The organism is Streptosporangium sp. NBC_01469 (assembly GCF_036227305.1).
In the GTDB taxonomy this organism is placed as follows: Bacteria; Actinomycetota; Actinomycetes; order Streptosporangiales; family Streptosporangiaceae; genus Streptosporangium.
The window spans coordinates 2970908-2995144 of sequence record NZ_CP109465.1 but is presented as its reverse complement, the minus strand read 5'-3'; the positions used below and the strand labels follow the sequence as shown (position 1 = coordinate 2995144).

Below are 24237 nucleotides of genomic sequence, written 5' to 3'. Positions count from 1 at the left end.
ATCTTCGCAGACGGCGGAGGATGAGCGGTGTACAGCACCAGCCGCTTGCCTGCTGGGGACGAAACCGCAGCGAACGGCGTCCGGCAGGCACCCGCCCCGACTGGAGGACCTCTCATGGCCGGAACCCGTCCCGCTCCGCGCGACGGCACCACCCCCGGATTCCAGGACGAGGCGCTCGCCGATCTGAGAGGGGATCCCATGACCACCCTGCCCACCCCGGTTTCCAGCCTCACCCCGACCGAGATCGAGCGAACCGCCGCCCTGGTACGCGAGGCCGGCCTGGCCGGCGAGAGCATCCGCTTCGTCTACGTCGGTCTGCTCGAGCCCCACAAGCAGGAGGTGCTCGCGTTCCAGGCCGGCACCGGGCCGAGGCCTGATCGCCGGGTGCGGGTGCTGCTGCTCGACACCGCGAGCGGCGACGCCCGGGATGTGACCGTCGACCTCACCGCCGACGCGGTGGCCGCGGTCGTTGACGTCGACGGCTCCCGCGGCGGGATGCCGATCCTGGTCGAGGAGTTCATGTCGGTCGACGGGATCCTCGCCCAGGAGCCGGCCTGGGGCGACGCGCTGGCCAGGCGCGGCCTGACCACGGAGCAGGTGGTATGCGCGCCGCTGTCCGCCGGTGTCTTCGACCTACCCGGTGAGAAGGGCAGGCGGATCATCCGGGTGCTCTGCTTCGCCGCGCCCGCCCCCGACGCTCACGTCTGGGCGCACCCGGTGGACGGGCTGAGCGCCTACGTCGACCTGATCGCCAGGAAGGCGACCGAGATCGTCGATATCGGTGTCTTCCCGCTGCCGGAGGAGCTCAGCAAGTTCCACCTCCCGCAGGGGCGCCCCGCGCCGCTGGAGACCTTGAGACCCATCGAGATCACCCAGCCCGACGGGCCGTCGTTCCAGGTCGAGGGCGACCGGATCACCTGGGCGAACTGGTCCTTGCACTTCGGCTTCGATGCCCGCGAGGGCTTGGTGCTGCACCAGTTGGCCTACGCCGACCCCGATCACGACGGCGAGTTCCGGCCGGTCGTCTACCGCGCCTCCATCGCCGAGATGGTGGTGCCGTACGGCGACCCGGCGCCGGTCCGGTTCTGGCAGAACTACTTCGACACCGGCGAGTACCTCTTCGGCCGGTTCGCGAACTCGCTCACCCTGGGCTGCGACTGCCTCGGCGAGATCCACTACCTCGACGTCGACCTGGCCGACGAGCTCGGCAACGTGCGGCGGATCCCCAACGCGATCTGCCTGCACGAGGAGGACTACGGCACGCTCTGGAAGCACACCGACATCTTCACCCCGAACTCGGCCGAGGTCCGCCGCCAGCGCCGCCTGGTGATCTCGTTCTTCACCACGATCGGCAACTACGACTACGGCTTCTACTGGTACCTCTACCTCGACGGCAGGATCGAGTGCGAGGCCAAGCTCACCGGCATCGTCTTCACCTCGGCCTACCGCGGGCTGCGGGAATGGCCCTACGCCAGCGAGGTGGCCCCGGGCCTGGGCGCCCCGTTCCACCAGCACCTGTTCAGCGCCCGCCTCGACATGATGGTCGACGGCGTCCGGAACGCGGTCGACGAGGTCGACGCGGTCCGAGTGCCGGTCTCGCCGGAGAACCCGTACGGCAACGCCTTCAGCTACGCCCGGACCCGGATCGCGAGCGAGGCCGAGGGGGTGCGCAGCGCGGATGCCTCGGTCGGGCGGACCTGGCACGTGGTGAGCACCGAGCGTACCAACCGGCTCGGCCAGCCGACCGGCTACGTACTGCGCGCCGAGCAGACCCCGACCCTGCTGGCCGACCCGTCCTCGTCGATCGCCGCGCGGGCGGCGTTCGCCACCCGGGATCTGTGGATCACCCGGTACGCACCCGAGGAGCGGTACCCGTCCGGCGAGTTCGTCAACCAGAACCCGGGCGGCGACGGTCTGCCGGCGTACGTCGCGGGCGACCGGCCCCTGGAGGGTGAGGACGTCGTGCTGTGGCACACCTTCGGCGTGACCCACTTCCCGCGGCCCGAGGACTGGCCGGTGATGCCGGTCGACTATGCCGGATTCTCGTTGACGCCGTACGGGTTCTTCGACCGCAACCCCACACTGAACGTGCCCGCCAACGAGGCCGGACACGGCGGTGAACACTGCCACCGCGGACATCTCCGGTGACTTCTCCGGCGGCCCGGTGACCCTGCGGTTCCATTTCGAGTACGGCGACGACGGGCGCGTCCGCGTCCTGCGCATCCGCCCCTGACCTCGGCCGCCACCACCTCAGAGGCCCGGGGCCCGGGGCCGGCGCGAGATCGAACAGACGGGTCAGATGCCGCTCGGGGTCATCGGCTGCATGAGGCGGCGGGCGGCCTCGGTGACGGAGCCGGACAGGGAGGGGTAGACCGCGAAGGTGTGGGCGATCTGGTCGACGGTGAGCCGCTGCTGTACGGCGACCGAGACCGCCAGGATCAGCTCCGAGGCGCGGGGGGCGACCACGACGCCGCCGAGGATGATGCCGGTGTTCGGGCGGCAGAACAGCTTCACGAAGCCGTCGTTGAAACCCTGCATCTTGGCGCGGGCGTTGGTGGCCAGCGGCAGCTTGACGATGCTGGCCTCGATCTCCCCGCTCTGGATCGCCCGCTCGGCGATGCCCACGGCGGCGATCTCGGGGTCGGTGAAGATGGCGGAGGCCACGGTGGCCAGACGGAGCGGGTGCACGGCCTCGCCGAGGGCGTGCCAGACGGCGATCCGGCCTTGCATGGCGGCGACCGAGGCGAGCATCAGGACCCCGGTGCAGTCTCCGGCCGCGTAGACGCCGGGCGCGGAGGTGCGGGAGACCTTGTCGACCTGGATGAAACCGCCCTTGTCGAGGGTGACCCCGGCCTCCTCGAGGCCGAGCCCCGCGGTGTTGGGGACCATGCCGACCGTCATGAGGCAGTGGCTGCCCTCGGCGGTCCGGCCGTCCTCCAGGGTGACGACCACGCCGTCCGCGGTGCGCTTGACGGACTCGGCGCGGGAGCGGCCCATGACGTTCATGCCGCGGCGCCGGTAGACCTCTTCGAGGACCTCGGCGGCGTCGGCGTCCTCGTTGGGCATCATGCGGTCGCGGGAGGAGACCAGCGTGACCTCGGAGCCCAGCGAGCGGTAGGCGCCCGCGAACTCCGCGCCGGTGACACCTGAGCCGACCACGATGAGGTGCTCGGGCAGCTCCTCCAGGTCGTAGAGCTGGCGCCAGGTGAGGATGCGCTCGCCGTCGGGCTCGGCGCCGGGCAGGATGCGCGGGGTCGCGCCGGTCGCGACGATGATGACGTCCGCGCGGATCGTCCGCTCTCCGGCCCTGACCACCTGCGGGTCGACCAGCCGTCCCGGGGCCCTGATCACCTCGACGCCCTCCGCCGCCAGCCGGGCGGCGATGTCGGCGGACTGCGCGCGGGCGAGCTCCTTGACGCGCCTGTTCACCAGCGGCATGTCGGCGATGACACCGCCGACGTCGCCGTCGGGGCCGCCGGTGTAGTGCACTCCCAGCATGCTGGCGTCGAGGAGCGCCTGCTTCCGCACCGAGGTGGCGATCAGTGTCTTGGACGGTACGCAGTCGGTGAGGACGCAGGCCCCGCCGGGGCCGTCCTGTTCGACCACGGTGACCTGCGCTCCCAGTTGGGCGGCGACCAGCGCCGCCTCGTATCCGCCGGGACCGCCACCGATGATCACTATCCTCGTCACATAGCCCATTCTCCCGCATGGCGGGACCGGACATCGCTCGGCATCCCTGCTAAGCCACGGAACCCCCACAAAACCATCGCGATTCCACCAGACATCGGCCAGACATCGACACGGCTTCGAAGCCGGGTGAGCGTCTCGCGGATCTTGGATTAGTGTTGGTCACCGTGCCTGTCTACGCCGCTTACGGCAGCAACATGGACCCGAAGCAGATGGCCCAGCGGGCCCCTCACTCCCCGATCAGGGGGACGGGCTGGCTCCAGGGCTGGCGCCTGACCTTCGGCGGGAACGATCTCGGCTGGGAGGGCGCGCTCGCCTCCATCGTCGAGGACTCCGACGACCAGGTTTTCGTCGTCCTCTACGACGTGCCCGAGTGGGACGAGAGCTCCCTCGACCAGTGGGAGGGCGCGGCGCGCGGCCTCTACCACAAGGTCAAACTCCGGGTGCAGACCATGGAGGGCGAGGTCGTGGCGTGGTTCTACGTGCTCGACGGGTACGAGGGCGGGCTGCCCTCGGCCCGCTACCTCGGCATCCTGGCCGAGGCCGCCGAGCGCGCGGGCGCCCCCGACGACTACGTCAGAGAGCTGCGCGGCCGTCCCTGCACCTCCCTGGGAGGCTGAGGGCGACCTTCCGGGAGAACCCCGGAGAGCCCTTCTCGGAAAACTCCGGAGAGCCTGAGGGCGACCTCCTCGGGAACTCCCGGAGAGCCTGAGCGCGCCGCTCGTCACCGGCCACACGCGGGCACGCGCGGGAGCCGGCCACACGCAGGTATACGCGGGAGTCGGCCGCACGCGAGCATGCGCGGAGGTCCGCCACACGCGGGCACGCGCGGGAGGTGGAGTTAACCAAGAGGCCATCTCGCCTTCACCTGGGAAAATGTCATGATTCCCTGGTGAAGGACGTACCTCCCGAAGACGGAAGAACCGGGCGCGGGTCATCCCTGCGCGAGGTGACCTGGCTGTTCCTGCGGCTGGGTGCCATCGCCTTCGGCGGTCCCGCGGCGCACATCGCGATGATGCACGACGAGGTGGTACGGCGGCGCGGCTGACCGTCCCCTCCGCTGAGCAGGGGACACGACGTCCTCCGCTGTGCAAGGGACACGACACGCGGCACGAAAGCGGATGACCGGTACGCTCAGTGACGTGACCAATGACCCATATGCACTCGCCACCGACGCCGCGGACGCGCTGAGAAGCGCCGTCGGCGTGGACTCCTTCGACGTCGCGCTGGTGATGGGCTCCGGCTGGGTCCCGGCCGCCGACGCGATCGGCGAGGCGGTCGCCGAGATCCCGGTGACCGACCTTCCCGGCTTCGCGCCGCCCGCCGTGGAGGGCCACGCGGGCCGGATCCGCGCCGTACGAACCGAGTCGGGCAAGAACGTACTGATCTTCCTTGGCCGCACCCACCTCTACGAAGGCCGCGGCGTGGAGCCGGTCGTGCACGGCGTGCGGACCGCGATCAGAGCCGGGGTGGGCACGATCGTGCTGACCAACGCCGCCGGGGGCCTGCGCCCCGAGACCCAGGAGGTCGGCGAGGCGGTGCTGATCAGTGACCACATCAACCTGACCGGTGCCAGCCCGATCACCGGCGCCACCTTCGTCGACCTCACCGACGTCTACACCCCGCGCCTGCGCGAGCTGGCCCGCGAGGCCGACCCGTCGCTGGCCGAGGGCGTCTACGTGGCCTTCCGCGGCCCGACGTACGAGACTCCGGCCGAGGTCCGCATGTGCCGCGTCCTCGGCGGCGACATGGTGGGCATGTCCACGGTGCTGGAGGCCATCGCGGCCCGCGAGGGCGGCGCCGATGTGCTGGGCATCTCCCTGGTCACGAACCCGGGCGCCGGACTGGTGGGCGAGCCGCTCAACCACGAGGAGGTGCTGGAGGTCGGCCGTGCCACCGCCACACGCATGGGCGGCCTGCTGGCCAGGGTCGTCGGCAAGCTGTAGGCCCGCGAGCCGCGAGTCGGCCCCCTCCCCGTCGGGCCGATTCGAGAAAACGTCCGGCTTTCGAGAATCACCCTGGTATCAGGGATCAACAGGAGGCGGGCCCGGCGAGCGGACGGGCCCCGGCCCCGAGAGGTGATGATGAGCAGCGATCTCGCAGGGCTCGCCCGTTCCTGGCTGGCCCAGGACCCCGACCCCGACACGCGCGCCGAGCTGGAGAAGCTGCTGGAGAGCGATGACGGCGACGCGCTGCGCGAGCGGTTCGGCTCCCGGCTGGAGTTCGGCACCGCCGGGCTCCGGGGCGAGCTGGGCGCCGGCCCCAACCGGATGAACCGGGTGACGGTCATGCGCGCCGCGGCCGGGCTGGCCCGCGTTCTCGGTCCCGGCAAACACGTGGTGATCGGCTACGACGCCCGGCACAAGTCGGACACCTTCGCCCACGACACCGCGGCCGTGCTCACCGGGGCCGGGCTGCGCGCCTCGGTCCTCCCCCGGCCGCTGCCCACCCCCGTGCTGGCCTTCGCCGTCCGCCACCTCGGCGCCGACGCGGGCGTGACCGTCACCGCCAGCCACAACCCGCCCCGCGACAACGGCTACAAGGTCTACTGGGGCGACGGCTCCCAGATCGTGCCGCCGGTCGACGCGGAGATCTCCGCCGCCATCGACGCGACGGGGCCGGTCTCCGAGCTGCCCCTCGGCTCCCCGGGCGACCCCGCCTGGAGCGAACTGGACGACGGCATCGTGGCCGCCTACCTGGAGGCGGTGGTCGCGCTCCCGATCGGCGACGCCCGTGAACTGCGGGTGGCGTACACCCCGCTGCACGGTGTGGGCGGCGACACCCTGGCCAGGGCCTTCGTCACCGCCGGGTTCGACGCGCCCGCGACCGTCGAGGCACAGGCCGAGCCCGACCCCGACTTCCCCACCGTCGCCTTCCCCAACCCGGAGGAGCCCGGCGCGATGGACCTCGCACTGGAGCTCGCGGAACGGGTCGGCGCTGATCTGGTGCTGGCCAACGACCCCGACGCGGACCGCTGCGCGGTGGGTGTGCCGCTGCCCGGCGGCGGCTACCGGATGCTGACCGGCGACGAGGTGGGCGCCCTGCTGGGCGAGCACGTGATCCGGCAGACCTCGGGCGACGGCCGCCTGGTGGCGACCACCATCGTGTCGTCGTCCCTGCTCGGCAAGATCGCCGCCGGGTACGGGGTGCGCTACGCCGAGACCCTGACCGGCTTCAAGTGGATCATGAAGGCCGGTGCGGGTCTGTTGTTCGGGTACGAGGAGGCGCTGGGATACAGCGTCGGCTCCGGCCTCGGGCTGCCCGTGCACGACAAGGACGGCATCGGCGCGGCGCTGACCGTGGCCGGGATCGCCGCGCGGGCCAAGCTGGAGGGTCGCGGCCTGCTCGACCTCCTGGACGACCTGGCACGCCGTCACGGCCTGCACGCCACGTCCCAGCTGTCCTTCCGGGTGGCCGACCTCTCGCTGATCACCGGGGCCATGGCCCGCCTGCGGAGCGCTCCGCCCGCGCGGCTCGGCGGTCGCGAGGTCGAGGCGGCCGACGACCTGAGTCTCGGCACGGGCGGGCTGCCGCCCACCGACGGCGTCCGCTACCACCTGGCCGGGGGCGCCCGGGTCGTCGTCCGCCCCTCGGGTACCGAGCCCAAGCTCAAGTGCTACCTGGAGGTCGTGGTCCCGGTGACCGGCGAAGTCTCGGCCGCCCGCGCGCGGGCCGTACGGGATCTCGACGCCCTGAAGACCGACCTCACCGAAGCCCTCGGCCTCTGACCCGGGGCTCATGGTCCGGGGCTCATGGTCCGGGGCTCATGGTCCGGGGCTCATGGTCCGGGGCTCATGGTCCGGGGCTCATGGTCCGGGGCTCATGGTCCGGGGCTCATGGTCCGGGGCTTCGCCCCGTTGACCCGCGCTGCTTCCACGGTTCCCGGCGCGTCCGCACCCGACGGATCGGGCCCCTGCTCCCGCCACCACCGTCCACGGCCGGACTTCGGCCCCCCGAGCTCCGGACCTGGCCGGGCCGAGCCCGTGCGGGTGACGCGACCGACGTGGTCAGGCGAGGAAGGCGGCGACCACCGGCAGGACCGCGACCGCGAAGGCCGCCAGGGCGTCCGGCGCCCACGTCACCTTGAGCGCACCGGCCCCGGCCGCGGTGCCGGCCGCCGACCCGATGCCGGCTGCGGTCCCGGCCTCGGGTTCCCCTCCGGTCGTCGTGGAAGCCCCGGCCACCGCCGAAGTTCCGGTCGTCGCGGAAACCCTGGTCGTCGCGGGAGTTCCGGTCGCCCCCGAGGTCCCGGTCGCCTTCGGAGCCCCGGTCACGGAGGCCGCGCGCCTGGCGGCCTCCGTGCGTTCGGTGATCTGCTCGGCCACCCAGTCGGCGTGGGTCCTGCCCGCCAGTGCCTCGGCGGCGGCCTGCTCGCCCTTCGAGCGGACCGGCTCGGTCCTGAAACGGCCCCGCGCGGGCACGGAGGCGGGCTTTCCCCTGCGTGCGGCGGCGGCCCGCTCGCGGGCCGAGGCCTGCGGCACCCAGCAGCGGACGCTCTCACCGCCGGAGGTGATCGTGATCGAGTGGGACACCGTGACCTCGTCCACGTCCCGCCAGGGCACGAAGGCGTTCCTCAGCGGGTTGCGGACCCGGACGCCCTCCTCGGACAGGATGACCGCCGGGCGCAGGCAGGTGACGAAGACCAGGGCGGTCAGCACCCCCAGCACCGCCGCGGCGATCATCGACGTCCGCCCGCTGTAGCGGACGATCAGATCGACCGCGCTGAACGCGGCGAAGGCCATCCAGACCCAGCCGACGATCATCGCGAAGTTGGAGCGGAACACCTGCTTCATCGGCAAAGCTCACTTCACTCGTACGAACCCGTTCACGCCTGCCACTTGAGGCGCGCGAAACCGGGCTTGATGACGCCGTTGATGAGCGCCAGACGCTCGTCGAACGGCAGGAACGCCGACTTCATGGCGTTGACGGTGAACCACAGCATGTCGTCCCAGCCGTAGCCGAACGCCTCCGACAGCTTGGCGAACTCCTCGGAGACGGACGTGTCGCTCATCAGCCGGTTGTCGGTGTTGACCGTGACCCGGAAGTTCAGGCGGCGCAGCAGGCCAATCGGGTGCTCGGCGATGGAGGTCGCCGCACCGGTCTGCAGGTTGGACGTCGGGCACATCTCCAGCGGGATGCGCTTGTCGCGGACATAGGCCGCCAGGCGGCCCAGCTTGGGCTCCCCTTCGCCCTGAACGGAGATGTCGTCGATGATCCGGACGCCGTGGCCGAGCCGGTCGGCGCCACACCACTGGATCGCCTGCCAGATCGACGGCAGGCCGAACGCCTCACCGGCGTGGATGGTGAAGTGGGCGTTCTCCCGCTGGAGGTATTCGAAGGCGTCGAGGTGACGGGTGGGAGGGTAGCCCGCCTCCGCACCGGCGATGTCGAACCCGACCACCCCGGCGTCGCGGTAGCGGACCGCGAGTTCGGCGATCTCCATGGACCTGGCCTGGTGGCGCATGGCGGTGAGCAACGTGCCCACCCGGATGCCACGCCCCTCGGAACCGGCGCCGAAGCCCTCCTGCACGGCCTCGATGACCTCTTCGAGACTCAGACCCGTGGAGGTGTGCTGCTCGGGCGCGTAACGCACCTCGGCGTAGACCACGCCGTCGTTCGCCAGGTCCTCGGCGCATTCGGCCGCGACCCTGACCAGTGCCTCGCGCGTCTGCATGACACCGACCGTGTGGTCGAAGGTCTCCAGGTAGCGCTCCAGCGAGCCGGAGTCGGCGGCCTCCCTGAACCAGGCGCGCAGGCTCTCCGTCTCGGTCGCGGGCAGCCTGTCGTAGCCCGACTCGCGGGCCAGGTCGATGATGGTCTCCGGCCGGAGACCACCGTCGAGGTGGTCGTGGAGCAACACCTTCGGAGCCAAGCGGATCTGCTCGAAAGTGGGTAACTGACTCATCGTGTTCCTTTCAGTGTGGAGACCCCCGCCTTTAGTGTGGGAAGGAAACGCGGCAAGGCTCTGCACGGGCTAGCATGCTCGTGCGGTGGCGATAACCAAGCCGCCGCACGCATGACCTGCACCACCCTCGCCGCCGGGCCGGCGGAGAGAAAAAACGCCTGTGGAGCTGTTGTAAGACCTCAAGAGGAGAGTTTTCCTCCTGGCGGGCAACCGGCAGTGAAGCAGGAAACCCAACCCGTGAGGGTTGGAGTCCCCTGGCTTCAGCCGTGGGGAGGAAGTCAATCGGCAACCTTACCGTCAGGGGCCTGACCAGTCGGCCTGCGCGAGAACGCCGTCACGGCCTGGCCTGGGAATGTTCACACAGGTGTCCCGCGCGACGGGACATGGCGTCGATCCCGATACGAAGACACCGGGATCGACGCGTGACGAACCGTCACCGGGTGTCGCCCCTTCACTCGCCGTCGCGGTTGACGGTCTCCGGGGAGAAGGCGGGCAGGCAGACGGCGACGTACTCGGCGCCGTCGGGGCCGGAGCTGTAGCGGATCCGCTCCCCCGGCTCGCACACGAACACCTGCCCCACACCGACCTCGGTCGTGCCTTCGTCGTGCTCCACGATGACGGTGCCCTTGAGCACCAGCGTGTACTCGGCGAACTCCGGGGTCTGGGCGGGCTCGTCCCACCCGGGCGGGGCCTTCATATGCGCGATCGAGATCCCGGCGTCACCGCTGTTGGCCAGACCGACGTATTCGTCGATCGTCTTGCCACCCGGAACGGGAATCCGTGTCGCGCTATCGATTTTGCGTACCATCGGACCAGTCTGTCACCGGTCTCGGGGTGCGGCGCCGCCCAGCACCCCCGGCGCGCTCGGTACCCCGCCGCCCTCGGCGCTCTCGGCACCCTCAGCGTCCTGGCGCTTGGGCTGCTGCGCTTCTCAGGACCCTCAACCCCGGGGCTGGGCCCTGGTGCTGCTCAGGGCCCTCAGCGCTCTCAGTGTGCGATGTCGACGACCAGCCGGTTCGGGCTCTTCTGCTCCAGAACCCGGAACGGCGCCTTGCGGTCGAGGACGACGCCCACGCTCACCACGCCCTCGAAGTCGCCTATCTTGACCACGTTCTGGACGTTGCCCAGCTGGGCCTGGAAGATCGGGCCGCCCTTCCAGGTGGACGTGCCCGCCTCGGTGTGCGCGACGGCCGGGGTCATCGTCAGCCGCAGGTAGGCCCCGCCCTTGACCTTGACCCGATCTCCCGAACCGTCCTGGAGGAGCTCGGGAACCCACCGCGCCGTGTAACCGGGCAGATCGCCCCTGAGATCGATCACCACCCGGTCGAACCCCTGGTGCTCGGCGAACCGGGCTCCGGTGACGGTCGGCTGGATGTCGATGGGGCGGTCGACCTCGATCTCCTTGGTGCTCGTCGGGGGGAGCAGCCCGGCCGGAACGGCGGAGGGCGCGGGGGTCGGCGTGGCCACCGGATCCGCCGGGGCCGTGGTCACCGTGCCCGCCGGGGACGGGGTCGCGGTCTGCGTGGCCGAGCCGCAGCCGGCCACCAGCAGGAACAGGGGGACGAGTGCGAGGGGAACGAGCGTGCGGTTCATGGTGAGCCTCCTGCCCCGTTAGATGCTCAGGTCTCCGGAGAGGTTCACCCCCGGCCGTCCACATGCGCCCTGGCCGGATCGTGACACCTTGTCGAGGGGAGAGTCAAGCACCCGGATCACGGCGGGAAGGGTGGCGGGTCACGGCGAGCACATCGGCGTCACGAAGGAAGACGTCCCGGAGAAAGGCGTTCCAAGGGAAAGGCTCCAGCACAGAGGCCCCAGGACAGAGGCCCCGAGACGGCCGGGGGGCCGCCGCCGGGCCCCGGTGTCCGGCGGCGGCACCCCTCGGCCCTCCCGGGGGCTCGCGTCCCCGTCCCCGTTCCCGTATGGGACGGAAACGCGAGCGGCCCCGGCGGACGGGACGGCTAGACGGTCTCCAGCGCCTTCTCCCCCTCGACCGCGACGGGCGCGCGGCGGGCGCGGAGGCCCGTCAGGGCGATCACCAGGCCGACCAGGGCGAGGATCCCCGAGACCGTGATGGCGGCGCGGAAGGTGCCGATCGGGTCGGCGCCCGTGCCGGAGGTGAGGACGGCCGTCACGACGGCCAGGACGACCGCCCCGCCGACCTGCCCCGAGGTGTTGAGCAGGCCGGAGGCCAGCCCCTGCTCGTCGTCGGCCACCCCGTTCGTGGCCTGGATGTTCAGCGAGGGGAAGGACAGCGCGAACGCGATGCCCAGCAGGACCATGCCCGGGATGATCAGGGTGGCCAGACTGGGGTCGCCGTTCACCCGGAGGAAGAACGCGTACCCGGCGGCCAGGGCGGCCGAGCCGATCACGATCAGCCGGGCGGTGCCGAACCGGTCGGCCAGGTTGCCCATCTTGGTGGAGGTCACCGCCACCAGGAGTCCGGCGGGCAGGAAGGCCAGCGCGGTCTCCAGAGCCGACCAGTGCAGGAAGTTCTGGAAGTACTGCATCGCGACGAACTGGAAGCCGACGTAGGAGCCGAAGAGGATCACGAGTCCCAGGTTGGCGCGGACGATCGGGCCGGAGCGCAGGATGCCGAGGCGTACCAGCGGGTGCTTGACGCGCTGCTCGGTGTAGACGAAGACGGCCAGCAGCAGGGCGGCTCCCAGCAGCGAGGCGATCGTGCGCGGCGAGCCCCAGCCCGCGTCGGGCGCCTCCACCACCGCGTAGACAAGCAGCAGCATGGAACCGGTGATGGTGACGGCGCCGATGAGGTCGTGACCGCCCTCGGCGCGCTCCTCCCGCTGCTTGGGAAGGAACTTCAGGGCCGCGACCAGCGCGATGATCGCGACGGGAACGGGCATGAGGAACGTCCAGCGCCAGCCGAGCTCGGTCAGGAATCCCGAGATGACCAGCCCCAGGGAGAAGCCGCTGGCGCCGGAGGCGGTGAAGACGCTGAGAGCCCTGTTGCGGGCAGGTCCCTCGGCGAAGGTGGTGGTGATGATGGAGAGCGCGGCGGGCGCGGTGAAGGCGGCGCTGACGCCCTTGACGAAGCGGGCCGCGATCAGCAACGTGCCGTCGTTGACGAGGCCGCCGAGGAGCGAGGCCACGGCGAAGACCGCGAGGGCGACCAGGAAGACCCTGCGACGCCCGAGCAGGTCGGCGGTCCTGCCGCCGAGGAGGAGCAGTCCGCCGTAGCCGAGCACGTATCCGCTGACCACCCACTGCAGGGAGGACGTGGACAGCCCCAGATCCGCCTGGATGGACGGCAGGGCGACTCCCACCATCGAGACGTCGAGGGCGTCAAGGAAGATCACGGCGCAGAGCACGGTGAGCGCGGCCCACATTCCCGCGCCCCAGCGCTCGTCACCCGGGGAAACAGGTGAAGCCGGTGAAGAGGGTGGAGCCGTTGAAGTCGGTGAAGGGGTCATGTCGTCCGACCATACATGCAGACGCATCTAATGCAAAGGCATTTAATTCCTGTGCATTTAATGTTCACGCATGGTACGATCCGCGGCATGAACGAGGAGTACTCGGTCCGCGCGTGGCGTGAGGTGCTCGCCAAGCACGCCACGACCGCCTGCGCGCTGGAGCGCGAGCTCTCCGATCGGCACCGGCTCGGCATGAGCGAGTTCGAGGTCCTGGAGCGGATGGTCGAGGGCGGCCGGGGCAAATACCGGGTTCAGGAGATCGCCGACGCGGTCCACCTGAGCCAGAGCGCCTGCTCCCGGCTGATCGCCCGCCTGGAGAAGGCGGGCCTGGTGACCCGCCGCATCTGTGAGGACGACCGGCGCGGCATCTTCGTCGGCGTCACCGAGGACGGCCGCGAGCGCCACGCGACCGCCCTGCCCACCCACCGAGCCGTGATCGGAGAGATCTTCGGCTCCCCGGACGGCGAGGGAGATCGGGAAGGCCCCAGCGGAAGCGGGAAGGCCCGAGAGTACGACGGGCACGACACCGACGCCTGTTCGCGCCTGCCGGCCCCCACCGCCCTCCGGGCGTCCTCCTGACCTGGAAGAGGTCACAGGTTCAATCCCTGTATCGTCCACCACCGCTCATAGCATCTATGGGCTGACCAGGTCGAATGGCCGCTAAAGTCCCAGCTCAGGGGCCTTGGCGGCCTTCTGCTTTCTCTGGATGATGTCCGTTGTTCCGGGTTGTTTCCCGTCTCGGTGCTGACGTTGTGCTGACCTCAGACATCCGTCCCCATCGCACCAGTCATGTCCGAGAAGTCCTAACCCACCCCTCGGCCTGGCCGGATCAGCTACGATTTTTGCGAAGGTAACAGCGGCTCGGTAGAGCGGCTACCACCCAGTACCTTCAGCACCACAGACCAACCCACCGGAAAAGAACACCGGAGACCACCGCTTGAGTTGGGCTGATCGCCCAAAGTGGTCTCAGCCACCGCTTGAGAACACACCATCGTCGGGTTATTAGCAAAAACAAGAACACACCAAATGATCAAGAGCCCTCCTCAAGCAGGCTCGATACGTTCATGTCGAGGTGGGTTTTGTCAATGCTATGGGTGGCTTTGGCTGTTGCTATCACCGGTTCCGTCTCCGCCCTGTGCGGTCTGTTGGCATACCGAGCACGTCTCAGGTTCCTTGAAAAGGTCCTCAAAGACCGACCCGACCTTCTGAAGACCCTGCCGTCGCTCGTTGCCCCTCCTCGCACTAACCGAGTGATCTCGATTCACCTCGGTAAGAGTGCCAAAGACGAGATCTCGAAACCCTAGCTGGTGGTTGCCTGCGACCTGGTCACGCCCCGATCTGATGATTTCCCTTGACTGCCTCACGACCGCCGTTCAGGCTCACGTGTGCGCCACAGTCCGGCACACCGCAACCCTCGGAGGACATCATGCGACTACGCTTCCTCGTGATCGACCCGAACACCGAAGGCGACCACTGCCCGGCCATGCAGGTGGACGAGGAAACCGGCGATCTGGCTTTCGTGGGGGAGACGATCAACGACGCCGACGACCTAGCCCAATTGCAGGCAAGCAGCGGAATTTCACCGTCGGAGTCAGGGGTTCGCATCCCACGTCGTATGAGGAAGCTCATCTTGGAGAAGCTGCGTGAACTCGAAGAAGAAGATCCCACCGTTCCCTGAACTGATCGCAGGCACCAGCCGTAGCGCCATCCATCTGGAGATGCGCGACGCGTACTTGCCTGACAACCCTAATTTCCTAAAGTGGCTGGAAACGGGAAGTCTCGACCACATCGACTTCACCGCGTGGCGTCGCACCATCAGTGATGCGGTAGCGCGCGGGGTGGTGTTCCGCAGGGCTCGCATCGTCTCGGAGCCGATCGGCGACTACATCAGGTATGAACACGCCCTGACTGAGCTGTACAACATCGCAGCCGGTGAGCAGGTGCGGTGGCTCCCTCGGCGTCAAGCATCCGATCTGGCGTTGCCCGGGAATGACTTCTGGGTGTTCGACGATCGCCTGATCAGGTTCCATCACTTTGCCGGAGATGGCTCGATTGTCGAGGACGAACTGTGTGACGACCCCGCTGTTGTCCAGCTTTGCGTCTCAGCTTTTGAGGCGGTTTGGGAACGCGCGATTGATCATTCGGAGTACAAGCCGGTCTAGACGTAGCAAGTAACACCCGCCACCGTGCACACGTCGCCCTCATCCTCGGTTCAGGAAGCTCGCAAGGCACTAGCCAAGCGGTTACGCGACATGCGCGAAGATGCCGAGCTGACGGCTGTCGCGCTGGCGAAAGCAGTGGGCTGGGAGCGCACCAAGGTATCCAAGATTGAGCATGCGGCACGTTCACCGTCCGTGGCCGATATCCGCACGTGGTGCCGAGCCTGTGACGCCGAGGACCAGACCGAAGACCTGTTGGCCACCCTGCGCGCCGTGGCGGGCATGTACGTCGAATGGAAGCGCCACCAACGCACTGGCCTCCGCCAGATCCAAGAGTCCCGTGTGCCGCTGTACGAACGGACACGGCTCATGCGCGCTTACTGCTCGCAGGTGATCCCCGGCCATTTCCAAACGCACGAGTACGCCGTCGCCTTGTTTCGTGGCCTCAACGTAGGTCATCAGTTCACCGACGACGCCGAGGAAGCTGCAACAGCCCGCACAGCTCGGGCACAGATTCTCCGCAAGCCCGGCCACCGCTTCGCCTTCATCGCCGAGGAAACAGTGTTCTACTACCGGCTGGGAGGCCCGGAGGTGATGACGGGCCAGATGGAACACCTACTGTCGGTCATGACCCTGCCGTCCGTGTCCTTCGGTGTGATCCCTCTCGACATCACGCGAAGCATGCATGTGACCCACAACTTCTCGATCTTCGACAGTGTTCAGGTCAACTTGGAACTCGTCAGTGCAGCCGTCACGGTCACAGCACCGGGTGAGATCGCCCGCTATGAGCGGGAGTTCGCCCGGCTTGCCGACATGGCTGTCTACGGCGCGAAAGCTCGCGAACTGATCCGAAGAGCGCAGGCCACGCACCAGCGCTAGTAACTGGTGTGCCACACTTCGCCACACTCGTTGAGCCGTGGAAACTCCCGCTCCTACTGTCTGGGTTATGGCATCCGGACAGACAGTGACAGAGGCCCGCGCCGGGGGGCAAGGGGACGACGAGACAGCGAGCCCTGCCGGGCAAGAGCCCCCCGAGGGATTGAGTGACCTCGCACGGCTGGTCAGAGCGCAAGGTGTCCGAACGTCGATCATTCACCGTGTGGGGCTTCGCCTCTACGGTGACCGTCCCGGCCCGTTCCCGCGAAGCGACCGCTTCGAGCTGGTCGCCCACAGCCGTGGTGGCTGGGAGGTCGCGACGGTGACCGTGGGAAACCACTCCGGTTACTTCATGGTCTCGCTTCCCACGGTCGCTGTTGGCTGCCAGCCGGTCAACGTCGACCAGCCTCACGCGGTCGTGGACCTGATTCTCGCCGCACTCCCGAAGGAGACGGCGTGACGCTGGAGATACCGGAGTGCGACGTCACCAAGAACCCGGACAGCTCTCTCGAAGCACACCACACGAACAGCCCCGCGAACGCCCCGGCCGACGTGACCGCGACGACGTTCCGAGACCTTGAGCTGGGGTGCCTGGCTGCGCGGGTGGCGTGGTCGCTCTGGCCGGACGGGAAAGCGGGATGACCGGCCCTGCGGCGGCAGGGACCGCCCCCCGCAAGCCCTACGTCACGCCGTACGCCGAGGAGAGCCTGGATCTGCCGTTGGCCTTCGAGTGGGCGGACGGAACACCCCGGCTGACCTACCGTGACGCACTCCCGCAGGAGCGAATGTTCGGAACACTGTGGGCTCGCTGCGGCACCGCGCGGGAGGGAAAGATTCAGTGGCACTTGGTTCATACGCAGCGCCAACGGCGGTGCATGCTGAAACGGCTGTGCCGCGTGTGCGGCGGACCTGCCACTGACCCCGACACCGGGCGCGTCTGGTGGATCGTGCCCGCCTCGTTGGCCGGCGACTTCCGATCGCCCTGGCCCACAGCTCACCCGCCCACGTGCAAGGCGCACATGGCCGAGGCACTGACCGCCTGCCCATACCTGCGCAGAGAAGCGCCGATCGTCTGCACGGTCGGCGACTACTCCCCGGTCGGGGTACTGGCCAACCTGTACGGCGAGGACGACGGCGGCCGGGTCGTGGAGACCCGCCACCAGATCCCCGTCGGCCTGGAAGAGTCCCACCTCCTGCACCGGGCGTTGGCCACCCAGCTCATCGTCCGGATTGAAGACCTCCAGCCCGCGCAGGGCTGAACCCCTCCCTGCTTGACCTCCCAGTCACTCTGTCGGCGAAGAAAACCTATGTCGCGCGCCCTGAGGACATCCCTTCAGAGGCTGCAGAGTAGGTCGAAGGCGTCCCGGCACATCGCCAGCGGTGCGTTCCGCGAGGTGCGAGCTTCCAGAACGGCTACGTGGTTGATCTAACTGAGAGCGGACGACGAAGCGCAATAACGTCACTCGCCAGGTGAGATCAATTAAGAGATTCCGGGCACGTTGACCCAGATGCTTGTACGCTAAAAATCATGCGCAAAGATAATCACGAAGCGTACGAGAATTTCGGTGATCCAGACGCCGAACACGTCATTGATCAAAAACAAGAGGAGCACCAAAAGGAGGATGAGCGACTTAGGCAGTATGCGCAAGAGCTGGTTTCCACGTGGCCACCACTCACGGACAAGCAGAAAGATCGACTACAGAGTCTTCTCTTTGTCGAGCCAAACCCATCTTCTCTGATGAGGTGGAAGCTGCGGCTCTACTGCGGACACATAGTAGAGCAGACCTCCCACCGAGAGAACAAGACTGTTCGTGCCGCTTTCAATGGATCGGTCTACACTTGCCCTAAGTGCGGTCTCAGTCCCGCGACCATCGTCGCGGCGAAGCCGCTGGGTTTGGCGGATGGATCACACTCTCCGGCTTCCCAATCGCAGGCCAAGGCTTCTCGGAAACCAACACGGGCGCAACTCGAAGCACGTGTTGCTGAGCTTGAACGGGAGAACAGCACTCTCCGCGAGAGGCTTCACCCCGATTCGGCTTAACGCCCTCTTCCGACCAGATCGCCAGAACTGCCAAATCGAACACTGGACGGCCTACCGCCCAGCGCACTGTTTATCAGCCCTCCGCCATAGTTTCCCGACAGCGTGGCGAACACGAGGTTGATAAGCTATTCTCATTCCGCCCGACGTCCATCTTTGCTTAACTCTCATATTTCGCGAGAGAGTCGAATCCGTCTACGCACCTCGTAACGACTCACAGATGGCCCAATAACGATCACTAACACATCTCCCGCTTGCGCCTCTTCACGAGAGCCGAAGGAGGCTACCTCCTCAATTGTTAGCGGGTTATCCCTGAAGTAATCTTCAAGTTCCGCGATCACACCGAATCCGGGCGCGTTCTTTTCCGTAGCGTTCCGGCCTCAGGCGGTGATGCGGTCGATCACCAGGGGCAGCAGGTCCGGGTCGGTGGTCTCGCCGACGGTGTAGGCACCTTCCAGGGCGGCGAGCGCCCGCTCGAAGCGCGAGGTCTCGTCGGCGTGCAGCGTCATCAGCGGCTGCCCCTCGCGGACCAGGTCCCCCGGCTTGGCGTGCAGCACGATGCCCGCGCCGAACGACACCGGGTCCTCCTTGCGCTCCCGGCCCGCGCCGAGCCGCCAGGCCGCCAGGCCCACGCCGTACGCGTCGAGCCTGGACAGCACGCCCGACGAGGGCACGGTGATCTCCATGGTCTCGGCGGCCCTGGGCAGCAGGGCGTCGGGGTCGCCGCCCTGGGCGGCGATCATCCGGCGCCAGGCGTCCATCGCCGAGCCGTCCGCGAGGGCGCGCTCGGGGTCCTTGCCCCCGGACAGGCCCGCCGCCTGGAGCATCTCCCGCGCCAGCCGCACGGTCAGCTCGACCACGTCGGCGGGACCACCTCCGGCGAGCACCTCGACCGACTCGGTGACCTCCAGGGCGTTGCCCACGGCCCGGCCCAGCGGCCGGTCCATCGCGGTCAGCAGCGCGACCGTGTTGACCCCGGCGTCGGTGCCGAGCTCGACCATGGTCGTGGCCAGCTCGCGGGCCTGCTCCACGTTCTTCATGAAGGCCCCGGAGCCGACCTTGACGTCCAGGACGAGCGCTCCGGTGCCCTCCGCGATCTTCTTCGACATGATCGAGGAGGCGATCAGCGGGATCGCCTCGACGGTGCCGGTGACGTCGCGGAGCGCGTACAACTTCTTGTCGGCGGGGGCGAGGCCGTCGCCCGCCGCGCAGACGACCGCCCCGGCCTTGCCGAGCACCTCGAGCATCCCGTCGTTGGACAGGGACGCCCGCCAGCCGGGGATGGACTCCAGCTTGTCCAGGGTGCCGCCGGTGTGGCCGAGTCCCCTGCCGGACAGCTGGGGCACGTACCCCCCGCACGCGGCGACCAGCGGCGCCAGCGGCAGCGTGATCTTGTCACCGACGCCGCCGGTGGAGTGCTTGTCGGTGGTGGGTCCCGGCAGCGACGACCAGTCCATCCTGGCCCCGGAGCGGATCATGGCCTGGGTCCAGCCGGCGATCTCCCGCCGGTTCATGCCGTTGAGCAGAATCGCCATCGCGAGCGCGGACATCTGCTCGTCGGCGACGACACCCTTGGTGTAAGCGTCGATCACCCAGTCGATCTGCTCCGCCGACAGCTCCCTGCCGTCCCTCTTGGTGACGATGACGTTGATCGCGTCCATGCTCAGGCCCCCCGGCTCAGGTCGTCGGGCCCGAATGCGTAGGGAAGGATCTCCGCCATCGGCTTCGGGCCGTCAATGGTCTCCAGCAGCAGCTCGGGGCCGCCGAACTCGTACAGGAGCTGGCGGCACCTGCCGCACGGCATGAGGAGCTCCTCGTGCCCGTCGACGCAGGTGAACGCGACGAGACGGCCGCCGCCGGTGGCCCGGAGCGAGGACACCAGCCCGCACTCGGCGCACAGCCCGAGACCGTAGGAGGCGTTCTCGACGTTGCAGCCGGACACGATCCGCCCGTCGTCCACCAGCGCGGCGGCGCCGACCGGGAACTTGGAGTAGGGGGCGTAGGCGTGCCCCATGGCCCGTACGGCCTCGGCCTTCAGCGCCGCCCAGTCGATGCTCGGTTCGGCGTTCGCTTCGGTGTTCGGTTGGGTGCTCGGTTCGGTGCTCATCTCGGTGCCCATCGAATCAGATCCGCTCGTGAGGTGCGCGTGATGGTCACTTACCCTGTCCCCTGCGGTACGGCGCGCCGATGGCGGCGGGCGCGCGGAGCCGCTGCGCCGCCAGAGACAGCACCAGCAGCGTGGTGATGTGCGGGGTGACGGAGGTGAACTCCGACGGGACGGTGTCGGTCAGCGCGAACACCACGAACACGGCGACCGCCGCGACCCCGGTGATCAGCGCGGCCCGCGTCCGGTTCTGCCGTACGAGCTGGTAGACGGCGACCGCGGCGAGCAGGATCGTCACCACGAGCAGCAGCGCGTGCACCGACTCGCCGCCCCTGCGCAGCTGAAGCGCGTCGGTGTAGCCGAACAGCACGGCGCCCCCGGCCAGCCCTCCCGGCCGCCAGTTACCGAAGATCATGGCGGCGAGGCCGATGAAGCCGCGCCCGCCGGTCTGCCCCTCGCGGTAGGCGCTGGCGGCCACCTGCGCCAGGAACGCGCCGCCCAGGCCCGCCAGGGCGCCGGAGATGAGCACCGCGATGTACTTGTAGGTGTAGACGTTGACGCCCAGCGACTCCGCGGCCACCGGGCTCTCCCCGCAGGAGCGCAGGCGCAGGCCGAACGCCGTACGCCAGAGCAGGTAGTACGAGAGCGGGACGAGCAGGATCGCCAGGATCGTGAGCAGCGAGACGTTCGTGGTCAGGCCGCGCAGGATGCCCGCCACGTCCGACAGCAGGAACCACTGTTTGGCCTCCAGCGTCCTGAGCGGGTCTCCGATCCACGGCACGCTCACCACACCGGGTTTGGGCACGGGAGGCGACTGGGAGTCGCCGCCGCCCGGCATCTCGGCGAAGGTGACCTTGGACAGGAACTGGGTGACGCCCAGGCCCAGGATGTTGATCGCGACACCCGAGATGATGTGGTCGACGCCGAACGTCACGGTGGCGATCGCGTGCAGCAGGCCGCCCAGGGCCCCGCCGATCGCGCCCGCGACGACGCCCGCCCACGGGTTGCCGAACTGGAGCGCGCCCCAGGCGCCGCACCAGGTGCCCAGGATCATCATGCCTTCGAGGCCGATGTTGACCACCCCGGCCCGCTCGGCCCACAGGCCGCCGAGGCCGGCCAGGCCGATGGGGATGGCGAGCGCGACGGAGGCGTTGATCGCGCCCGAGGAGGTGAGGTCGACGGCGCCGGTGACGGTCCGCGCGAACGAGAGCAGCAGGACGAGCGCGCCGAGGGCGAGCAGCAGGACCCGCCAGGTGACTCTGAACCTGCGGGCGGGGGTCTTCGGCTCCAGGAAGGGAGCCTCCGGCGTGGTGAGGGCGCCCTGGCTCATGCCGGCGTTCCTTCCCTGGTCGGGGTGGTGCTCGCCAGCTGGCGGCTCACCCGGCGCTGCTCGGCGGAGATCTGGTAACGGTGGACCAGCTCGTAGGCGATGATCACCGAGAGCACGATCGTGCCCTGCATGATGGTGACGATGTCCGGGGAGATCTTCTGGATCTGCAGGATGCCCGCGGAGGTGTCCAGGAAGGCCCACAGCAGGGCGCCGAACGCGATGCCGACCGGGTGGTTGCGGCCGAGCAGCGCGATCGCGATGCCGGTGAAGCCGAGCCCGGTGGGGAAGTCCAGGCTGTAGCTGTAGGAGGCCCCCAGCAGCTGCGGCATGCCGACCAGGCCCGCCACCCCGCCGGACAGGATCATCGAGATGAGGATCATCCGCTTGACGTTGACGCCGCTGGCCACCGCCGCCGACTCCGAGCGGCCGGTGGCGCGCAGGTCGAAGCCGAAGCGGGTCCGGTTGATCACCACGTGGTAGAGGACGCCCATCACGACCGACAGGAAGATCAGGCCGAACACCTTCGTCTGGGTGCCGGAGATGATCTCCAGACCGGGCACCTGGCCGGAAGGTCCGATCGGGTTGGTCCCGATGTTGTTGCTGCCCGCGACCTCGACCGCGAGGCGCTCCTTGTTGAGCAGCCAGGCGCCGAGCGCGGTGGCGATGGCGTTCAGCATGATCGTGGAGATGACCTCGCTCACCCCGCGCCGCACCTTGAGCAGCCCGGCGATCGCGGCCCATCCGGCGCCGACCAGCATGGCGACGAAGATGATCAGCGCGATGTGCAGCGGGGCGGGGAGGGTGACCGCGCCGCCGACGGCCGCGGCGGTGAGCGCCGCCAGACGGTACTGGCCGTCGACGCCGATGTTGAAGAGGTTCATCCTGAACCCGATCGCCACCGCGAGCGCGGACAGGTAGTAGTACGTCGCGGCGTTCAGGGTGAGCACGATCGAGCGCGGCCGGATGCCGTACTCGCCCATGATGACCAGCGTGTCGAGCGGCGGGGCACCGGTGATCGCCAGGATGACCATGGTGATCAGCGCGGCGAACACGATGGCGACGAGCGGGGCGGCGAGCGAGAGCAGCCCCGCCGGCGAGACCCGGCCGAGCAGCCGGTCGGTGAAGGTGGACTTTTCCTGGCTCATCCGCGCGTCCCGGGGGGCGTGTGCGCTACGTGGGTGTTCATGCCGCCTCTCCAGCACCCGTCATGGCCGAACCGAGCTGCTCGGGTGTCACGTCCTTGGGATCCACCTCGGCGACGATCCGGCCGCGCAGGATCACCTTCAGGGTGTCCGACAGGCCGATGAGCTCGTCGAGGTCGGCCGAGATCAGCAGGACCGCCAGGCCCGCGGCGCGCGCCGCGCGCAGGTGGTCCCAGATCGCGGCCTGGGCGCCCACGTCGACGCCGCGCGTCGGGTGGGACGCGATCAGGAAGACGGGATCCCCGCTCATCTCCCGGCCGACGATCAGTTTCTGCTGGTTGCCGCCGGACAGGGCCGAGGCGTCCACGTCGATGCCCGGGGTGCGGACGTCGTACGCCTCGACGATGCGCCGGGTGTCCTCGCGCGCTCCCGCACGGTCGATCCAGGGCCCCTTGACGTTGGGCCGCCGGGTCTGGTGGCCGAGGATCCGGTTCTCCCAGAGCGGGGCCTCCAGCAGCAGGCCGTGCCGGTGGCGGTCCTCGGGGATGTAGCCGATGCCGGCCTCGCGGCGGCGCAGCGTCGTCCAGCCGGAGATGTCGTGCTCGCCGAGGCGGATCTCGCCCTCGGCCGCGCGCATGCCCATGACGGCCTCGACCAGCTCGGCCTGGCCGTTGCCCTCGACGCCGGCGATGCCGAGCACCTCGCCCCTGCGGATCTCGAAGCCGACGTCGTCCACGACGCGGCGGCCGTCCGCCGACAGGACGCTCAGGCCGCGCACCGACAGCGCCACCACGTCGGTGACCGTGGACTCGCGGGTCTCCGGGCTGGGCAGCTCGCTGCCGACCATGAGCTCGGCCAGCTGCCTGGCGGTCACGTTCTTGGGGTCCACGCTGGCCACGGTCGTGCCGCGCCGGATGACGGTGATGGCGTCGGCGACCGAGAGCACCTCGTCCAGCTTGTGCGAGATGAAGATGATCGTCAGCCCCTCGCGGACCAGCTCGCGCAGGTTGGCGAAGAGCTCCTCGACCTCCTGTGGCACGAGCACGGCGGTCGGCTCGTCCAGGATGAGAATGCGGGCGCCCCGGTAGAGGACCTTCAGGATCTCCACCCGCTGGCGGGCCCCGACGCCCAGGTCCTCGACGGTGGCGTCGGGGTCGATGCCGAGACCGTACGAGTCGGAGATCTCCCGGATCCTTCTTCGCGCGGTGCCGAAGTCGAGGGCGATCCCGCCCTTGCGGGGCTCGCTGCCGAGGATCACGTTCTCCAGGACGGTCAGGTTGTCGGCCAGCATGAAGTGCTGGTGGACCATGCCGATGCCCACGGCGATCGCGTCCCCGGGGGAACGGAAGCTCACGTCCTCGCCGTTGACGCGGATCTTCCCCTCGTCCGGGCGCTGCATGCCGTACAGGATCTTCATGAGGGTGGACTTGCCCGCGCCGTTCTCGCCGACGACGGCGTGCACGTGCCCCTGCCGCACGGAAAGGGAGATGTCGCGGTTGGCGACGACGCCGGGGAATCGTTTCGTGATGCCCGAGAGTTCGACGGCCGGTGCCGAGGTGCTGATGACG

The 24237-nt window shown here is 68.9% G+C and carries 23 protein-coding genes; 12 read left to right on the top strand and 11 right to left on the bottom strand.

Features of this window, described 5'->3' with window-relative positions; all coding sequences use genetic code 11:
- Nucleotides 1–114: 114 nt before the first annotated feature.
- Nucleotides 115–2148, top strand: coding sequence for a primary-amine oxidase (locus tag OG587_RS13720; protein ID WP_329090272.1), 2034 nt, complete (start codon nucleotides 115–117; stop codon nucleotides 2146–2148).
- A 147-nt stretch (nucleotides 2149–2295) separates the two neighbouring features.
- Here OG587_RS13720 and OG587_RS13715 read toward each other — a convergent pair whose 3' ends face one another.
- Nucleotides 2296–3690 carry an NAD(P)H-quinone dehydrogenase gene (locus OG587_RS13715; RefSeq protein WP_329090270.1) on the bottom strand — a complete coding sequence of 465 codons (1395 nt, stop codon included), beginning with the start codon at nucleotides 3688–3690 and terminating at the stop codon, nucleotides 2296–2298.
- A 155-nt stretch (nucleotides 3691–3845) separates the two neighbouring features.
- On the opposite strand from OG587_RS13715, the gene OG587_RS13710 reads away from it, so the two are divergent.
- The 4 genes from OG587_RS13710 (at nucleotide 3846) to OG587_RS13695 (ending at nucleotide 7415) form a co-directional block, all read left to right on the top strand.
- Complete coding sequence (locus tag OG587_RS13710; RefSeq protein WP_443075616.1) at nucleotides 3846–4307, top strand: gamma-glutamylcyclotransferase; 462 nt, start codon at nucleotides 3846–3848, stop codon at nucleotides 4305–4307.
- 272 nt (nucleotides 4308–4579) lie between these two features.
- Nucleotides 4580–4735 carry a chromate transporter gene (locus tag OG587_RS13705; protein WP_329090268.1) on the top strand — a complete coding sequence of 52 codons (156 nt, stop codon included), beginning with the start codon at nucleotides 4580–4582 and terminating at the stop codon, nucleotides 4733–4735.
- A gap of 94 nt (nucleotides 4736–4829) precedes the next feature.
- A complete protein-coding gene (locus OG587_RS13700; RefSeq protein ID WP_329090266.1) occupies nucleotides 4830–5633 on the top strand; it encodes a purine-nucleoside phosphorylase in 804 nt (267 codons plus the stop codon).
- Between the two features lie 135 nt (nucleotides 5634–5768).
- Nucleotides 5769–7415: a phospho-sugar mutase gene (locus OG587_RS13695; RefSeq protein WP_329090263.1), complete on the top strand. Its 1647-nt coding sequence runs from the start codon at nucleotides 5769–5771 to the stop codon at nucleotides 7413–7415.
- Nucleotides 7416–7694: 279 nt separating this feature from the next.
- On the opposite strand, the gene OG587_RS13690 is transcribed toward OG587_RS13695, so the two are convergent.
- The 5 genes from OG587_RS13690 to OG587_RS13670 form a co-directional block, all read right to left on the bottom strand.
- Entirely contained in the window at nucleotides 7695–8480 is a 786-nt protein-coding gene (locus OG587_RS13690; protein ID WP_329090261.1) for a PH domain-containing protein, read from the bottom strand.
- A gap of 32 nt (nucleotides 8481–8512) precedes the next feature.
- Entirely contained in the window at nucleotides 8513–9592 is a 1080-nt protein-coding gene (locus OG587_RS13685; protein WP_329090260.1) for an adenosine deaminase, read from the bottom strand.
- A 451-nt stretch (nucleotides 9593–10043) separates the two neighbouring features.
- A complete protein-coding gene (locus OG587_RS13680) occupies nucleotides 10044–10400 on the bottom strand; it encodes a cupin domain-containing protein (RefSeq protein WP_329090259.1) in 357 nt (118 codons plus the stop codon).
- Between the two features lie 179 nt (nucleotides 10401–10579).
- Nucleotides 10580–11185: an AMIN-like domain-containing (lipo)protein gene (locus OG587_RS13675; protein WP_329090257.1), complete on the bottom strand. Its 606-nt coding sequence runs from the start codon at nucleotides 11183–11185 to the stop codon at nucleotides 10580–10582.
- Nucleotides 11186–11550: 365 nt separating this feature from the next.
- The gene (locus tag OG587_RS13670) at nucleotides 11551–12936 is read right to left on the bottom strand and encodes an MFS transporter (protein ID WP_329090256.1); all 1386 of its coding nucleotides are present in this window, start codon (nucleotides 12934–12936) and stop codon (nucleotides 11551–11553) included.
- A gap of 171 nt (nucleotides 12937–13107) precedes the next feature.
- Between OG587_RS13670 and OG587_RS13665 the strand changes: the two genes are divergently transcribed.
- The 7 genes from OG587_RS13665 to OG587_RS13635 all read left to right on the top strand — a co-directional run bounded on the left by OG587_RS13665 (nucleotide 13108) and on the right by OG587_RS13635 (nucleotide 17314).
- Nucleotides 13108–13599 carry a MarR family winged helix-turn-helix transcriptional regulator gene (locus OG587_RS13665; RefSeq protein WP_329090254.1) on the top strand — a complete coding sequence of 164 codons (492 nt, stop codon included), beginning with the start codon at nucleotides 13108–13110 and terminating at the stop codon, nucleotides 13597–13599.
- An 847-nt stretch (nucleotides 13600–14446) separates the two neighbouring features.
- Nucleotides 14447–14698: a hypothetical protein gene (locus tag OG587_RS13660; RefSeq protein ID WP_329090253.1), complete on the top strand. Its 252-nt coding sequence runs from the start codon at nucleotides 14447–14449 to the stop codon at nucleotides 14696–14698.
- The gene (locus OG587_RS13655) at nucleotides 14664–15182 is read left to right on the top strand and encodes a DUF6879 family protein (protein ID WP_329090251.1); all 519 of its coding nucleotides are present in this window, start codon (nucleotides 14664–14666) and stop codon (nucleotides 15180–15182) included. The genes OG587_RS13660 and OG587_RS13655 overlap by 35 nt, the downstream gene beginning before the upstream one ends.
- Nucleotides 15183–15206: 24 nt before the next feature.
- Complete coding sequence (locus tag OG587_RS13650) at nucleotides 15207–16058, top strand: helix-turn-helix domain-containing protein (RefSeq protein ID WP_329090250.1); 852 nt, start codon at nucleotides 15207–15209, stop codon at nucleotides 16056–16058.
- Nucleotides 16059–16278: 220 nt separating this feature from the next.
- Complete coding sequence (locus OG587_RS13645) at nucleotides 16279–16515, top strand: hypothetical protein (RefSeq protein ID WP_329090248.1); 237 nt, start codon at nucleotides 16279–16281, stop codon at nucleotides 16513–16515.
- Nucleotides 16512–16697 (top strand): hypothetical protein, encoded by a 186-nt coding sequence (locus OG587_RS13640; RefSeq protein ID WP_329090246.1) that lies wholly within the window; start codon nucleotides 16512–16514, stop codon nucleotides 16695–16697. The genes OG587_RS13645 and OG587_RS13640 overlap by 4 nt, the downstream gene beginning before the upstream one ends.
- Complete coding sequence (locus OG587_RS13635) at nucleotides 16694–17314, top strand: hypothetical protein (RefSeq protein WP_329090244.1); 621 nt, start codon at nucleotides 16694–16696, stop codon at nucleotides 17312–17314. The genes OG587_RS13640 and OG587_RS13635 overlap by 4 nt, the downstream gene beginning before the upstream one ends.
- Nucleotides 17315–18473: 1159 nt before the next feature.
- Here OG587_RS13635 and OG587_RS13630 read toward each other — a convergent pair.
- The 5 genes from OG587_RS13630 to OG587_RS13610 are packed head-to-tail and all read right to left on the bottom strand — an operon-like array spanning nucleotide 18474 to nucleotide 24233.
- Nucleotides 18474–19754, bottom strand: a complete 1281-nt coding sequence (locus OG587_RS13630) for a thymidine phosphorylase (RefSeq protein WP_329090243.1) — start codon at nucleotides 19752–19754, stop codon at nucleotides 18474–18476.
- Between the two features lie 2 nt (nucleotides 19755–19756).
- Entirely contained in the window at nucleotides 19757–20200 is a 444-nt protein-coding gene (locus OG587_RS13625) for a cytidine deaminase (RefSeq protein ID WP_329090241.1), read from the bottom strand.
- A gap of 46 nt (nucleotides 20201–20246) precedes the next feature.
- Nucleotides 20247–21527, bottom strand: a complete 1281-nt coding sequence (locus tag OG587_RS13620; RefSeq protein ID WP_329090239.1) for an ABC transporter permease — start codon at nucleotides 21525–21527, stop codon at nucleotides 20247–20249.
- Entirely contained in the window at nucleotides 21524–22672 is a 1149-nt protein-coding gene (locus OG587_RS13615; protein ID WP_329090238.1) for an ABC transporter permease, read from the bottom strand. The genes OG587_RS13620 and OG587_RS13615 overlap by 4 nt, the downstream gene beginning before the upstream one ends.
- Before the next feature lie 37 nt (nucleotides 22673–22709).
- Nucleotides 22710–24233, bottom strand: a complete 1524-nt coding sequence (locus tag OG587_RS13610; protein WP_329093844.1) for an ABC transporter ATP-binding protein — start codon at nucleotides 24231–24233, stop codon at nucleotides 22710–22712.
- Nucleotides 24234–24237: the final 4 nt, after the last annotated feature.